Below are 15703 nucleotides of genomic sequence, written 5' to 3' on the forward strand. Positions count from 1 at the left end.
AGCCATGCCGGGTTTTTGCCGGATTGACTTTATCGCGCGCACATGATAAAATAGGGATTACAGAATGAAAGGTGTGTGAAAAAATGGAATTTATGAACTTTGAAGACTTAAACTATATTTTCATCAAACCCAAAGAGTTTGATGAAACAAAACAATATCCGGTGATTTTGCACCTGCACGGCGCAGGCTCCCGCGGCAGCGATTTAAATCTGCTTTCTGATAACCCTTTTTACCATCACTTAAACACATATGAATCGTTTCCTTTTGTGGTGTTTGGCCCCCAGTGCCATTTAGACACTTGGTTCGATTTGTTCGAACAGCTGCGCAGGTTTTCGCAGTACATAGCCGGGTTAAACTTCACCGATGCCTCTCGGATTTATTTAATGGGCGCCAGCATGGGGGCATATGCAACCTGGCAGCTTGCCACTTCCCTGCCTGAAGTGTTTGCTGCGGCTGTGCCCATTTGCGGCGGCGGAATGTATTGGAACGCCGGCAGGCTGAAAGACGTGCCGGTTTGGGCGTTTCATGGTGCAAAAGACGACACTGTTTTTTGCGAGGAAAGCAAAAAGATGGTAGACGCGGTGAACAAAAATGGCGGCTGTGCGCGCCTTACAGTTTATCCTGAAACCGGCCATGACTCGTGGAATGAAACCTATGAAACTCCTGAGGTTTTTTCCTGGCTTTTAGCACAACAAAAAGATAACGTCCAAACGCCTGAGGTAAAATGCTGCGAGGGCAAACAATTTGGCTGAGGGAGCTGTTTTATGGAATTTTTAGATGTATCAGACGAAAACGGGAACCCGACAGGAGAAACTGTGGAACGAACTGTTGCCCATGAAAAAGGGATTTTGCACAGAACCTCTCACGTGTGGATGCTGCGCCGCCGGGGCAAAGCAGTTCAGGTGCTTTTGCAGAAACGGTGTGAAACGAAAGATTCTCACCCCGGCTGCTTTGACATTTCCAGCGCTGGGCACATTCCTGCCGGGTCGAATTTTGTGTCCTCTGCCTTGCGGGAACTGAAAGAAGAGCTGGGCATTTGCGCACAGGAAAACGAGCTGATTTTTTGCGGCAGGCGCAGGCTTTTTTATGAAAAGGAGTTTCACGGACGAACGTTTTGCGACAATCAAATCAGCAACGTATATGCCCTGTGGCGGGATATTGAGGCAGAGGATATTTCGTTTCAAAAATCGGAAATTGCCCTTGTTTGCTGGATGGAGTTTAACGAGTTTGAACGCAAAGTGTTAAACAATGAAATTCCCCACTGCATTGTGGCGGAGGAGATTGAAATGCTGAAACAAAACGCAATTACATAAATTTAAGGAGGAACACGAAGATGTATAACATTGAGCTTGGAAAAACGGGCCTGATTGTGCCCACGCTGGCCGTGGGCTGTATGCGGATTAACGGCCTTACAAAACTGGAGGCGGAGCGGTTTATCAACTCTGCCATTGAGCAGGGGGCTTACTTTTTCGACCATGCGGACATTTACGGCCGGGGAGAGTGCGAATCGCAGTTTGCCGAAAGCTATGGCATGACGGCTGAGAAACGCGAAAAAATTCTTTTGCAATCTAAGTGTGGCATTGTGCCGGGTAAAATGTTCGACTTCTCCAAAGAGCACATTATTTCGTCTGTTGAGGGCAGCCTGAAACGTTTGAAAACCGATTATTTAGACGTTCTGCTGCTTCACCGTCCCGACGCGCTGATGGAGCCGGAGGAAATTGCCGAAGCTTTCACGGCGCTTAAGAGAAGCGGAAAAGTGCGCCACTTCGGCGTGTCGAACCAGTCTCCGGGGCAGGTAGAGCTCATTTCCCGCTATCTCGACATGCCCATTGCGGCAAACCAGCTTCAGCTGAGCATTACCAACTGCACCATGATAAAAGCCGGCTTAAACGTCAACATGGAAATTGATCCCGCAGTAAACCGCGACGGCGGCGTGTTGGATTATTGCAGGCTAAACGGTATTACCATTCAGCCCTGGTCGCCTTTCCAATATGGATTTTTTGAGGGTACTTTCATTGATTGTGAAAAGTTTAAACCTTTAAACGACTGTTTAGAAAAAATTGCAAACAAATATGGTGCGGACAAAACAGCGGTGGTTATTGCCTGGCTTTTGCGACACCCCGCCCGTTTCCAGCCGGTTACGGGAACTATGAACGAGGGCAGGTTGAAATCGTGTATCCGCGGCACAGAGATTAAGCTCACCCGGGAAGAATGGTATGAAATTTATTTGAGTGCAGGCAACAAACTGCCGTAAGCGATAAACAAAAAAAGAACAGCTGTTCAAAAAGCTGTTCTTTTTTTGTTTGTTTTAACTGCAAACAATATCAATTTGCACAAACCGATACCAATCACCATCAAGATAGCACGCACGAATATTGCATATGCCGCTGCCCACAGCAGTGACACGGCCAAATTGGTCAACGGTAGCTACGGCTTCATTAGTGGAATAAAACGTAATATTTTCATTTGCCGTCGAAAATTCCTCAAGTTTTCTGCCCATTGCCGTTGCCTGTAAGGTAACGTTTTCACCTGTTTGCAGGCGATACTGAGAAGTGTTATTTAAAAGTTTCAACCGTTGGGGTGTGCTGCCGAATTTTTCAACATATTCCGGTTCCAGTCCGGCGTTTTCGATAATGCTTTTAGCCTTATCCGGAAAATTGCCGTCCGCAAAAACTTGTGCCGGCTCAAAAATATTGACTTCTTCATTAAACTTTCTGCACGCAGAGGTGGTAGAAAAATTATCGTGAATATAATTGTTTTGAATGGTGCCTGCATGAATTACGAGCCATTCCAGTTCATGGCCATTTCTATACCGTCTGTTTGTTACCGCAGGGCACTCTCTTGTATCCACCACGTTGTTTGCAATTTCCCAGTAGGTTGAGCCTTCGTCCGGATAAATTGCCGCCGGTGTGCCGCGCATGTTTTCAAAATAGTTATAGCATATCTGATTATAATTGTCCGCACTGCCGCCTGTAGCTCCTAAGGTATAGATACCGCCGCTGTCACACAGGTAATCCTTCGCAGTGTCGTGAATATAATTAAAGCGGATATCCACGTTAACCATGCCTGTCCCGCTGTCGGCATATGCATCCCAGCCCCACCCTATGTGCATACCGGAATAGTTCACATTATAAATTTCGTTGTGAGAAATAACGCTGTCCCGTATCCAGGATACGCCAAGCCCAACACAGCTTCGGTAGTCAATTCCCACATCGTGAATCAGGTTGTTTGTCACGTTGTTGCCCGAGCGGAAATATATTTCATCGGTGGGATTTCGAAATTTTTCAACATTGCGTGCTTCAGCGCTTGCACAGCCAAGATTAATTCCCGTGCCAGATATATCGTAAATGTGATTTCCAATTAAATCGCAATTGCGGAATGTTTGACGAAAATTAATCCCCGCACCGCCAAGCTTGGTGAAGACGCAATCGATAAAATCTACGTTTTCGGCATCTGCCACAATTACTGCGGCATCTTCAACATTGCCTGTAAGTCTCCCGTCACCCGCATATCCGCTCAAGTGATTTGCCTGACTGTCACGGTAGGAATTTTGCGCTGTAGACGGCCAGAGCCACGTGAACATCTCAAAACGCAGACCGCGGAACTGAATATTTCGAATCATGGTTTCGGTGCCGTCACCTGAGATGGTAAATGCGCGCTCCAGCATCGGAACAGAAGCAATCATGGTTTTAGGATTTTCGCCGGCGCGGGGTTTGTAATATAGGTATCCATCTGTTTTGTTTAAATACCATTCTCCTTCAGCATTTAACAGCTCATAGGCATTTTCAAACCACATTGGAAATGTGGTCGGGCAGTTGTTTGAAGAAATTCCCATCTTCCACGATGTGGAATTCATGGTGATAACGCATTTTCCTTCCTCGTTTAATGCAATGTTTTTTACTTTGACGCGAGGGTTTGTCCAGTACTCATAATAAACCGCCTCCATGTCGCTTTGGTTCTGAAAGCTGACATACTCGGTGTCGTCACAGATGTAGATGCCTTTTTCTGCATCCACCTCAGCGTTGGTTAGAATGCCGGGACCGTCTTTACCGTCTGCTGTAATGTAGTTTTGCCGTACAACGTCATTTCTCGCTCTTATTGCCCGGATTCCGTTCACATATACCTGCCTTGCCGTTATTCCTTTGCCCACAAAGGTGCGGTATATATTTTTTTCTTCATCATACAGCGAAAAATCACCATATTCCCTACCGCCTGAAATAACGGGCGTTTCATTACCCCAGGCAGAATAGATGACGTTATAACCGTTTTGTCCCGAATCTGCGGCAGAAAAATTGACTGTGTCTTGCAGACGATAGGTTCCGCCCTTTATATAGACATAAATATCCTGCTGCATGGTTGCAAGATAAGGCTGTACCATTGCGCGGACGGCCTCAATGGTTTTCAAAGGAAATTTTTCCGTGCCGTCGTTTCGGTCGTTTCCATCCTTTACATCCACATAAAACGAAGTCCTTGCTTCCCCCTTTGGAAAATAAACCATTTTTAAATTATTCTTAGGCTTTATTTCCTCAAGATCGTTCCAATAATACACCGCAGCATATGACGCCCGCGGATGGCTGATCGCACCCTCCGCTGCAATCCGCTCTGTTCCGTTGCCAGCCGCAACAGGCATTAAACGGAAGTCAATCAGACGACGTGATTCGTCATATAAAGCAGCGATTAAAGCCGACTGTGCTGTTTCTCCAAAGACGTGTAAGCCGTAGGTAAGCGTTCCGTTTTGGTCAGCTTGGGCATATGTTTCAAACGTGCCGCCTGTTGTAAATCCAAAATCAGCAAGCACTATATATTCTCCGCAAAATGCATCTTCCGCATTGACAAGGGTTAGAATAAGATGTTTCCCCCACATGGCGCGGGTAACAATAAAGCCAAACGCACCTTCCGAATATCCGACCATCACAGGCTGTCCATCTGCCAAAACAACAGCCTTTTCCCTGTGTGCTGATGGGGAGTTTTCAAGCGTATAAGTCACATTTACGGAATCGCCCAAAGTCAGCCCTTCTTTTTTGCTGATTTCCACATTGGCAGGCACAAAGTCGCCAGGGGGCGTACCATTTACCGCGCAAAAATATCCTTCTAAATTATCAAGGAGAAAATCTACATAAGGCGTTATTCCCCGCTCTGTGCACTCGTCTAAATATGACTGCTGAAAAAAAGCGGTAGTTGCCTGAAACGCATTGCCGGCAAAAGGCCGAAACCACATATCCACTGATGCATCCCGCATATCCACATACTTTCCTGTGCTGTGAAGCATAACCGGAGCAAATGCCAGTTCAATGGTGTGCCATTTTCCGTCGTAAAGGCTTTTTCCTTCAATATCGGTTTCCGTCTTCAAATGCACAAATCCCCCCTCTGCATTACCGAAATAATCGGTACATTCCGGGTCGTTATAGAGTTTTAACCCTGCAAGGTTCGTTAAGAATACGTCGATGAAGCATTTACTTTTCACAAGCTGCTCAAAGTTTTCATAGCAAACATCGCCGCGAATTTTCATGTTTTTGTCCTCCTGCATGACAATTCCCCTCACACCGCTGCAGACCGCCGCTGAACCTGCCTCAATTTTCATTTGCAAAAGACCGGAATTGTTTCCACTGGCCGACTGCACAAACTCCACCCGTTTGTCATTTTTCAAGGTGCACCTTGTGCCCTCACCCGACTGAACAAAGGGGTAAAAAAAAGAGCCGTCACTTTCTTCACAAACTGTGTTTAAAGAATTGTGCGGCTCCGTCCCTCCAAAAGCTGCGGTAAAAAGTTCAGCTGCGCATAGGAAAAAGACCGTCAAAAAACTGATATATAGTTTGTTCAATTCATTTCCTCCTTTACGTTTACAAAAAGCGGACTACTATGTGGGTAGTCCGCTGTACAAAGCTCGTTTTTAACGCGATGGACGGAGAGAGAAGAGAAAGAAATATCCAAAATATGTTAAAAACGAGAGGAATAAAGCGTTTTTAACCCACGAATGCACCCTTTTTTATTAATTGAGAACGCAGTTCGTCACAATTGACTGCTGCAGGCAAGATATTCTCCTTTTTTGCTATAGAAACAGCGGTGCCTGCTGCTTCACCGATGCAGCATACAACAGGCATAATACGGCAAGATGCCTGCGCCTCGTGAGTTGAGGAAATACATCTGCCTACCACCAATAAGTTGTCTGCCCTTTGCGGAAGCAAACAACGGTATGGAACGGTATAGTATTCCCCTTTTGGCAAAAACCAATGATATGTTCCTGTACCGTCAGGATTGTGAATATCCATATCATAACAGCAGGCAGCAATGCCGTCAGGAAATTTTCTGCAAGCCATAATATCTTCTTTGCTCAAGGTATATATCCCGTCAATCATACGGCTTTCTCTGGTGCCGATACGAATAGCGGTAGAGAGAAGCTGGGCGTGTTCAAATCCGCAGGCGTGTTTTTTTAAAAATGCAAACAGCTCAAAAACCTGCTCCCGCGCTTCGATCTCTGCACGGGTTATATCCTCGCCGTTTGTTGGATCCAGTTTCACTACTCTCGTGGAATTAAAGTGCAGCACGCCGTTTACCGGTGTTTCAAAGGTCAGCACATCCTCACGGAGATTTCGAATTTTTCCCTCTGTCTGAAGCTTTTTATATGTTTTGTTTAAGTTTTCTTTGTCTGCAAAATAAGCCTGAACATCGGCATTTGCCACACGGAAACACAGCGTCATGGGCTGGCACAGCCCGTCTTCACGGCCTACATGAAAGGGACAGTCTGCAGAAAACGCCACATCGGCATCCCCTGTTGCGTCAATATAATAGGCCGCCTCTTTTGAAAACACTCCCGATTTATTGACAAACTCTAAAGAGCGGATTGTCCCCCCTTCTTTATTCGACCTTACAAACGTTGTATTAAAAAGCAGCGATACTCCGGCCTCCAGCGCCATGCGCTGCAAAACAAGCTTTAAATATTCCTCGTGAAATTTGCTTTTGCCCGGCAAGCCGCTCACTTTTTCAACACGGCCGGTAATTTCTTCAAACAGCCCGCGGCTTAGCACAATTGGGTTATCCCCCTGCGTGCGGTAGCCCATAAACGGTGTTACTAAATTGATTTGTGCCGCGCCGCCTAAACAGTTTGACTGCTCCACAAGCAGTACCGAACAGCCGTCTCGGGCGGCGGAAATTGCTGCGGCAGTGCCTGAAAATCCGCCTCCTACAATAATTACATCATATTTTTCCATTTCAATTTTTTCTCCATTCAAATAGGTGCATATGCCAACTTTTTTAAGCGGCCCATTTATTTTAAACTGCAATAATATAGTATTAGATATTCTATTTGGTTCGTGTAACCACTTTAGAATATACGGTTTTTCCAGTTTCAGCAAGCACGCTGCCACTCCAGACATAAAGCTTAGCCTTCGCTGCTTCCGGTGGTGCCGCTAAAATTACTCCTGTATTTACGGAATCACTTGGGCCAAATTCCGTCTGCACTGTTTTATAACCTACCATTTTGTTTTTTGCATCATATACTGCAAGAATAATAGTAACAGGCTGTTCTTCACTGATTTGCGCACGGTTGGTAATGGTGACCGCCGCGCTGATTTCACCTGTATTTTCATCCCATTTTGTGATTTCCGATACAACCGTAACACAAGGGGTTACCGTGTATTCACTAAAATATAAACTGCCAATGGTTTGTCTGTCATCAATAGGCACCAGCTCCACCCGAATGGTTTCGCCGGCAAGCCCTACAGGAATTTGTATGGTTTTTTCTGTTGTCGCGCAGATGAAAACTTCGCCCTCGTCTGTTTTTTGAAACATGCGAAGAAGGGTTTGGCCCTCGTCTGCTCCGCACAGGCTATGAAAATTATACCGTACACTGATAGCACCCGTTTCGTAAGAGTTCCCTGCAAAAGAAACATCTGTGCAATAGGGATGAGCGTTTTCCATGTCCGTATCCGTTTCCGGGTCGTACTCTCGAATCGTAATATCATCTAAATAATAAACTGTACCCGAGCTATTTCCGTCTACGTTAAAGGAAAGAAACGGAAGTCTGGGAATAGTGTGTTCATTCGGGGTTGTCAGGTCATCTTTTAGCGCAAATCGGTTTGATATCAAACATTCATAATACGTCCAGTCGCCTGTTAAACGCCAAGTTCCCATGGAACCGTCGGTGTTTACTTCCTGCTTACCTGTATAATATTCCACCTCCGGCACAAGATAGCTTTCCTGGTCACCGCCGGGTTTTGATACAGAACGGTCCAGTACCAAAGAAAAGGGAACGCCCTCTTTATCTTCTGTTTCACCCTTTGCCCAGAAGCTAATTTTATAGTCGGTGTCGGCCTTGTCAAGTCCAATACCTTGATATGCATAGCCGCCATCCTCTAAAATACTGACACACATGCTTTGTTTTCCAGTACTTGCAGGACGAATGTCTGCAACAAGCTGAGTTTCTACTTTTTCTTCATTCCAGCCAAGCACGTTCTGTTCTGTTTCTGTCACCTTACTTTTGTTTAATTCTCCGGTAGGATTTAAAAACTTTTGAACCGTGTGATCGTTTGACTCAAACCCGCCGTTAGCAACTGCACCCATATCCACAATTTTTATATCATCAATTCCAAACAGACCTGTTGATGGCGTGTCCTTCATACCGTGAGGAAAAACTCTAAAAATGGTGTTAAACTGCTGGTTGGTAAAGGTTTTAAATTCAAATTGGTAATAAAACTCAATCTTATGCCACTGTCCGTCTACAGGGAACTCCGGTATTACGTATCCGGGCAAGTCGGTGTTGTAACTGTTGGTGTCCACCACACGGCTTCTCGCCGACTGTAGCATATAAACCCCTGCAGTGTCTACCGCTTCGCCCTTGCCGTTAAAAGCTTTTTCTCCTTTAATCCAATAAGAAATGTAATACATATGGTTTGCGGCAAAGGTCAGCTCTTGTGTAATCTGCATCCATCCTGCCGTAGTTGCTTCTATTTTTGCATATTCTCCACCTTCGGGAGCGTCCTCTGATTTTACAACCGCACATGTTCCGCCCCAGCTGCTTTTTCCGTCTGCAAAAGTACTGTTTTTAACAATATTTATACCTTTTTCGGCTGCTGCACCATGCACAGTGGGTTCAAAAATAATATCGTCAATATCGTAGGTAATAGATTCACCGTCCGCCGCGTCTACCTTAGTATTGCCCGTACCAATGCGCACTTTTAAATATATGGATTGCGTGCGGTCGCATATTTCTCCGTTCGTGAAAACACCGTTCCAAAATTCTGAAACAGTCACATACGTCCACGTGTCAACAGCTAAATCTGGGTACGACACAAGGTCGAATGAAGCCTCCTCACCGTTTAAAGTTGAACCGCACAGCATAAATATAACCGTTTTATCAGCAGTTTCCGTTTTCAGGCGAATCCATGCCCCGGCCCTTAGATTTTGTCCTGGGGCAAAGCCCGCGCTGTTTAGCGGAATTTTGAGTTCGCCGCCTATTTCCGTTACTGTGTGACGAAGCGCATAAGCAGTATCGCCTGCACCAGGCGTTACGGTCATAATTTCACCTGTATCCGCGGCAATGGAAACATTATTTTTATTCCCGTCCTCAAAACTCTCACAGACATACGGGTAGCTGTTATCAGACGCTGATGTCTGTATGGGGAGCGACCAGTACATTGTCAGCAATAAAACAACCATAAAAAATGTTTGAAATCGTTTCATTTTTATCCTCCCTTAACGCTTAGTCATCCGAAAACTTTTGTCCTGTGTAGGGCTGCAGTAAAAAGTCACCCTGAAAAGCATATACGCCGAACAAACCGCCGCCTGTTACATGCCCCTCGCCCTTATCAAGATAATCAAAAATCGGTTTGTCGTTTATAATCAATATGATTCTGGTGCCGTCTTTTTCATCTATAGTACCCACGGTTACAGAATACCGCTTTCCATATTCGAACATGGTCTTGCCGTTATCAAGTAGATTGGGATAGCCCGCTCCACCGATTGGCGTATAAGTGCTATCACCGTAAATCATGGTGCGCACGCCCTTGTTAAAGCGCTGCAGTTCTATAATATCAGGCTTAAATCCGATTAAATATGTATCGCCGTTGGTGTAGCTCCAAGCTTCATTTTTAATGCCCAGCGCCAGCGACGGCCATGTGTTCGGATTGTTAATCGTCAGGTCGAAGCTAATCACCTCATCTTTCAGCGCGTTCAGATAATAAGACGGTTTTGACGATGCTATCGACACGCCTCCGCTTTTTAAGAGCGCACCGTCGGACCATTTATTTGCTGAAAAGAATGGACTGTTTTCCGTAAGCTTTATCGAAGAATCCAAGAAGCTTATGGTGTCATCCTTCACATAACGGATAACATGCACCGGAATATCCATCTCTTTCTTTACCCCGTTCATGTCAAACGCCGCATGGATTGTGGTGCTGCCGACGCTGAGACCTGAAATAACACCGTCTTCACTCACACTTGCAATTTCAGGGTCTGCTACGGTATATGCTGCGTTTTCGACAGGAACCTTTAAACCGGAAAAGGTAACTGCACTTGCTCCAATATCCGCCGAGGCATCCTGCAGAACATAATATACATCCCGCTTGGTCTCAAAATCCACGGCAACGTCGTCACAGACAAGCTCAATATAAACATCGCGGTACACATCGCCGTCTAAAAACTGTGCATGAATGTTGCATCTGCCGGAACCAACACCTGTAATCACACCGTTTTCATCAACGACGGCAACTGTTTCATCTGTGGAGTAGAAATACAGCTGATTATAAGGAATTTTCACCTCATTCAGTTTCCGTTTGTAGCCCACAATGTCAACCGTTAAGGTGTCGCCGGATTTAATGCTGTATAAGTTTTCACGGTTCAGCACACGCAGGCGCTGAATGGAATCGGGAAACCGGGTATGATATGCTTCAGGAAGTCCTGCTTCGTCAATAATTGCACGGGCTTTTTCCGGCCAGTTTCCATCAGAATATACCTCAGCATTTGTAAAATCGTTATAAGTACTGTTTAAGCGATATTTTTCTGTTGTTGCAAAATTATCATGAATCCAGTTGTAGCGGATGGTGGGCTGGTGGATACAAAGCCATTCCAGGCTCCAATCGGTATATTTTCTGTTGTTCATATTGGGAACTTCCCGAATATCTACCACGTTATTTGCGATTTCCCAATAGGTGGAGCCTTCATCGGGATAAATTGCCGTTGGTGTGCCCCGCATATTTTCAAAATAGTTGTTGCAAATTTTGTTATAGTTGCCTTCCCAGCCTCCTGTGGCGCCTAATGCGTAAATACCTCCGCTGTCGCAGACAAAATCTTTACAGGTGTCGTGAATGTAGTTGTGCGTCAAATTCAGTCCCACGGTTGCACTGCCTGAACCGGCGTAAGATCCCCAGCCCCAGCCGATGTGCATGCCGGAATAGTTAATGTTATAAATTTCGTTGTAGGACACGTCAGAATTTTTTAGCCAGGAGATGGAAAGCCCGACACAGCCGCGGTAGTCTAAGCCGCAGTCGTGAATGTTATTATTTAACACGTTGCAGTCGGTTCGAAAATATTTATACTCCTTGGGTTTTCGAAATTTATTGACATCGCTTGCTTCAGCACTTGCGCAGCCAAGATTAATGCCGCCGCCTGCCGTGTTATACACATGGTTTCCAATTAAATCACAGTGCTGGTAAATTTGACGGAAACCAATGCCTGCGCCGCCCACATTACGGACGGTGCAGTTCGTAATATCTACATACGCCGCGTCGGCCAGCGTCACAGCCGCGTCTTCCGCAGTTCCTGTAATTCTGCCGTCACCGGGATATGATAGTGTGTTCAGCTGGCTGTCCCGATAGGCTGCTGCCTCAGTTGAAGGCCAGTTCCAGGCAAAAGACTCAAATGTTAGTTGGTTAAACTTTAAGTTGTGAATTTTGTTGTCGGTGTCGTCACCTACTATTAACAGTCCGTGATTTAGCACCGGAATTGTTGCCGTCATGGTGGCAGGGTCTTCATTTTTACGGGGTTTATAATACAAATACCCGTCATTTTTATTTAAATACCACTCGCCCTCAGCATTTAACAGTTCATAGGCATTTTCAAGCCACATAGGGCCGTTGGACGGATGTGTAGCCGAGTTTGTAGTGTGAATAATTTTCCAGGATTCGGGTGTGAACGTGATAACGCACTTACCCTCATCATTTAGCGCAATGCTCTTTATTTTTCCCCGGGGGTTGGTCCACTCCTCACAGTAAACCGCCTCAATATCGGTTTGATTGGTAAGCGCTGCAAGCTCAGGATTGTCACAGGTTACGGTGCATGCGTCCACATCCTTAACTGGATTTTTCAATACGCCGTTTCGGCTTAAATAGCCTTCCCGGCTTTCATCATTTTTTGCACGGACGGCACGCACTCCGTTAATATAAACTTGCCGTGCTATGGTGCCTGCGCCTACATATGTTTTATAAATGTTTTTTTCTTTATCGTGCAGAATAAAGTTTTTATATTCCCTGCCTCCGGAAAATATCGGTTCTTCATTTCCCCATGCGGTGTAAATTACACTGAAGCCGTTGCTGCCCGAGTCTACAGTGGAAAATCTTATAGGCTGTGTTAAAAAATAGGTTCCGCCTTTAATATACACATAAATGTGGTTCTGCATTTCGGTGAGAAAGGGCTGAACCAGTTTTCTTGCCGCCTCAACGGTGGCGACGGGGCGTTTTTCGGTTCCATTGTTTTCGTCGTTCCCTTGTTCACCGTCGACATACACTGCTAGTCTGCTGTAGCTTTCGATTAGCCTGTAAAGCATGGATGCCGCCTCTCCGCGGGAAATGCTGTCAGCTGGACGGAAGCTCCTGTCCGGATAGCCGGAAATGATACCGTACTGTGCAGCGTTGGCCACCGCGGTTTTTGCCCAGGAAGGAATTGCATCTTTATCTATAAATACAGGTGCATCTTCTTTAGGCTGTGCACCGCGTTGTATTGCAATTTTCTCCAAAATATATGCTGCCTCTCCGCGAGTTATGGGCTGGTTTGGCAGAAAATTATCCCCAGCCGTCATGACCGGATGAATAAAACCCATATTATACGCACTTTGCAGGTTTCCTGCAAACCAGTCAGAGCTTTTAACGTCTTTATACATACCCCGGTATGGCAGAGGATCTAACCGCATCAGGTTCATGGCAAGGGTAATAAACTGGCCGCGGGTAACTGAACCGTCCGGCTGAAAACTTCCGTCACCCATGCCAGACACAATGCTGGAAGCAGCCAGCATATTCACCGTTTGCTCGGACCAGTGCCCGGCAATATCAGAAAACGTCGTGCTGTTTATCGGCCGCTCCGTAGCAAAGCCATCGTCTGCCGGTATCACGTCGCGTGAGGCTGTATCACTTACCCCGTTAAAGCTTTCCCAGTCATACTCTACCGTTTCGCGGGGCGTCACCGTCAGTTCGTCCATAAAATATGTGTTTCCGACCAATCCTTCACCACGCAGACAAAACAAGCGAAGCGCGTCCTGTGTGTCGGTTCCGTCATTTTTTTTGCCGTCACTGATATATGTAAAAGAATATTTCTTCCAGCTTGTTGAAAGTGTACTTGACAAAAGTGTTTTTCCGTATGTTTGGTCTTCAAACCGCAGCGGCACACTAAAGGGCTGCGTACCCGAGGCAACCTTTGCGTAAAAGGAAATATCATATGTTTCACCGATAACATTGGGCACATCAACACACGCATAGCCATATATGTCTGAAATTTCCACCTTTATTGCACCACCGCTGCCGCCGGGTGCACCGTTCTTTTCCCATGAAACCGTACCGTTTCTTGATTTAATCGGAGACAAATCTTCTTCCGTGTTAAAGGAACCGAAGTTCTCTAATATATTAAATGTTTTTGTCTCTACCGGACGTTTCACCGCGTATGTTGAAACAGATGTCAACAGCATTAACACCATAAGGAAGGTGCAAATCAATTTTGGTTTCATTTATTTCATCCCTCCGTTCGCCATGACAAGTTCATAAATGATTTTTGCGGCCTGTGCACGGGTAACAGCGTCTTTCGGTGCAAAAAGCCCGTTTCCAACACCATTCACGATTCCCGTGCCTGCAAGATGAGATACCGCATTTTTTGCATAGTCGGAAATTTCATTTTCGTCACTGAATGCTGCTGTCCCGCTTAGTTCCAGTTTCATGCACTGTGCAGCGCGGAATACGATAACCGCCATATCCTGTCGGGTAATAAATGCCTCAGGCGCAAATTTCTGCTCCGAAACACCGTTGATAATTGCTGCGGCAACACCGCTTGCAATATAAGGATAGCTCCAGCGGCCGCACTCAACGTCGGTAAAGCCTGTCTCAGCGCTGTCATCTAAAATATGCAATGCCAGGGTAATCATTTTTACAAATTCTTCCCGTGTTACCAAATCATCGGGGTAAAACAAGCCGTTTTCCCTGCCGTTTAACACATTCTTGTCTGCTAGGTAGCAAATTGCCTCCTTCGCCCAGCTAACAGTATTCAAGTCATGGAATGCTTCAGTTATTACCTCGTTGGTATTTTCAGACGGAAGCAAGTCATTAGTAACCGCTCCGCTTACGTCGTTGCGGTTGGAATTTCCTCTCCCCGAGCTGCTGCCACCGCCTGAACCGCCTGAACTTCCGCCGCCGGTTTCTTCTTTGTTTTTTTCGGTTTCAATTTTTTCTGCAATTTCATCGTATTTTGTTTCTAACTGCGAAGCGTTTTTTATGTTAGATGCTACTTTTTTCAGTTCACTGCTTAAATTGTTAAAATCCACATCGTCAAACTCTTTTGTATGTTTATCACTTAAATTGACGCATTTCCCGTTGTAATAGTCAAGCGCCTCGGTTACAAAACCGTAGCTTGCCGTGTCCAGCATCGCCATTAGCACCGCAAAGTTAAACGTATTTTGCACTTGATAGTTCTCTAAATTGTATGGAAGCACGTCCTGCATACGCGAATGTACCGCCGCGGGTGAAAGTTTTAACTTTTCGTGGTCATAAAATTTCAAGTCGAGATTTAACTCGGTTGCCTGTTTCACAGCACTGTCAAAACCGGTGCTGTCTGCCGACAAAAAATCTCCGGCTGCCAGCAGACGTGCAAACTCTTCTTTCAGCAGCGTCTCAAAAAAACGGATTTCTTCGTCTGATGCATCATCTGAAAGCACCGGCAGTTCAAAACTTGCAAGGGCGGTGTTAAACGCCGTCTGGATTTTGGTACTATAAGAAAAATAATTGCCAAGGTCAAAATCAACCAGACCGTCATCTGCGCCAGATTGAAGTAGGGTGTTTAGTTCGCTTTCCGCCGCAGCAGATATTTGATTGTAGAAGACAATTTTATCCTGTTTGTTAATGAACGAAAATTCCTGTGAGGCGCTGTCGCCCACCACAGCAAGATATTTGCCCGATTTTGACATTACATCCAGTTCAAAGGGATCAAAGGTGTAGGTGTAAAGAGTAATTACACGTTTGTTTTCCCCCTCACCCACAACTTTTTCCCAAATAGCAGGGGCCGATTCGGTCTGTCCCATATACACCGGTTCCGATTCCGGCTCGCCGTTTACCATACGATACACCTTAAGCGGATAATCCCCTTTTGCATCTGCAGTTGCACGGATTGTTACGGTATAAATATTAACATCTGCCACAATTTCTGTCACACTTGCCGCAGTGCATACGGTAACCGGAATCAACGCAATGAGGCTAGACATGATAACGATTAAACATTTTTTCAGCATTTCTTTTCT

Annotated in this window: 8 protein-coding genes; 3 read left to right on the forward strand and 5 right to left on the reverse strand. The window is 45.6% G+C overall.

Annotated features, from left to right (window positions below; all coding sequences use genetic code 11):
* Nucleotides 1-83: 83 nt before the first annotated feature.
* Genes H8698_RS02530 through H8698_RS02540 form a run of 3 tightly spaced genes read left to right on the forward strand, consistent with a single transcriptional unit; the run spans nt 84 to nt 2254 of the window.
* A complete protein-coding gene (locus H8698_RS02530; RefSeq protein ID WP_249311042.1) occupies nt 84-752 on the forward strand; it encodes a carboxylesterase family protein in 669 nt (222 codons plus the stop codon).
* A 12-nt stretch (nt 753-764) separates the two neighbouring features.
* A complete protein-coding gene (locus tag H8698_RS02535) occupies nt 765-1313 on the forward strand; it encodes an NUDIX hydrolase (RefSeq protein ID WP_249311043.1) in 549 nt (182 codons plus the stop codon).
* Between the two features lie 20 nt (nt 1314-1333).
* Nucleotides 1334-2254: an aldo/keto reductase gene (locus H8698_RS02540; protein WP_249311044.1), complete on the forward strand. Its 921-nt coding sequence runs from the start codon at nt 1334-1336 to the stop codon at nt 2252-2254.
* Nucleotides 2255-2308: 54 nt separating this feature from the next.
* On the opposite strand, the gene H8698_RS02545 is transcribed toward H8698_RS02540, so the two are convergent.
* From H8698_RS02545 to H8698_RS02565, 5 genes are all read right to left on the reverse strand, one after another.
* Nucleotides 2309-5821 (reverse strand): Ig-like domain-containing protein, encoded by a 3513-nt coding sequence (locus tag H8698_RS02545; protein ID WP_249311045.1) that lies wholly within the window; start codon nt 5819-5821, stop codon nt 2309-2311.
* A gap of 142 nt (nt 5822-5963) precedes the next feature.
* Nucleotides 5964-7208: an FAD-dependent oxidoreductase gene (locus H8698_RS02550; protein ID WP_249311046.1), complete on the reverse strand. Its 1245-nt coding sequence runs from the start codon at nt 7206-7208 to the stop codon at nt 5964-5966.
* A gap of 91 nt (nt 7209-7299) precedes the next feature.
* On the reverse strand, nt 7300-9678 hold the full coding sequence (locus H8698_RS02555) for a hypothetical protein (protein ID WP_249311047.1): 2379 nt from the start codon (nt 9676-9678) through the stop codon (nt 7300-7302).
* A gap of 19 nt (nt 9679-9697) precedes the next feature.
* Nucleotides 9698-13927, reverse strand: coding sequence for an S-layer homology domain-containing protein (locus H8698_RS02560; protein ID WP_249311048.1), 4230 nt, complete (start codon nt 13925-13927; stop codon nt 9698-9700).
* The gene (locus tag H8698_RS02565) at nt 13928-15694 is read right to left on the reverse strand and encodes an S-layer homology domain-containing protein (protein ID WP_249311049.1); all 1767 of its coding nucleotides are present in this window, start codon (nt 15692-15694) and stop codon (nt 13928-13930) included.
* Between the last annotated feature and the right edge of the window lie 9 nt (nt 15695-15703).

This window comes from Congzhengia minquanensis, from assembly GCF_014384785.1.
Classification (GTDB): domain Bacteria; phylum Bacillota; class Clostridia; order UBA1381; family UBA9506; genus Congzhengia; species Congzhengia minquanensis.

Coding starts and splice junctions, on each gene's coding strand:
- H8698_RS02560 (WP_249311048.1), bottom strand. CDS start 13,927: ATGAAACCAAAATTGATTTGCACCTTCCTTATGGTGTTAATGCTGTTG.
- H8698_RS02565 (WP_249311049.1), bottom strand. CDS start 15,694: ATGCTGAAAAAATGTTTAATCGTTATCATGTCTAGCCTCATTGCGTTG.
- H8698_RS02535 (WP_249311043.1), top strand. CDS start 765: ATGGAATTTTTAGATGTATCAGACGAAAACGGGAACCCGACAGGAGAA.
- H8698_RS02555 (WP_249311047.1), bottom strand. CDS start 9,678: ATGAAACGATTTCAAACATTTTTTATGGTTGTTTTATTGCTGACAATG.
- H8698_RS02550 (WP_249311046.1), bottom strand. CDS start 7,208: ATGGAAAAATATGATGTAATTATTGTAGGAGGCGGATTTTCAGGCACT.
- H8698_RS02540 (WP_249311044.1), top strand. CDS start 1,334: ATGTATAACATTGAGCTTGGAAAAACGGGCCTGATTGTGCCCACGCTG.
- H8698_RS02530 (WP_249311042.1), top strand. CDS start 84: ATGGAATTTATGAACTTTGAAGACTTAAACTATATTTTCATCAAACCC.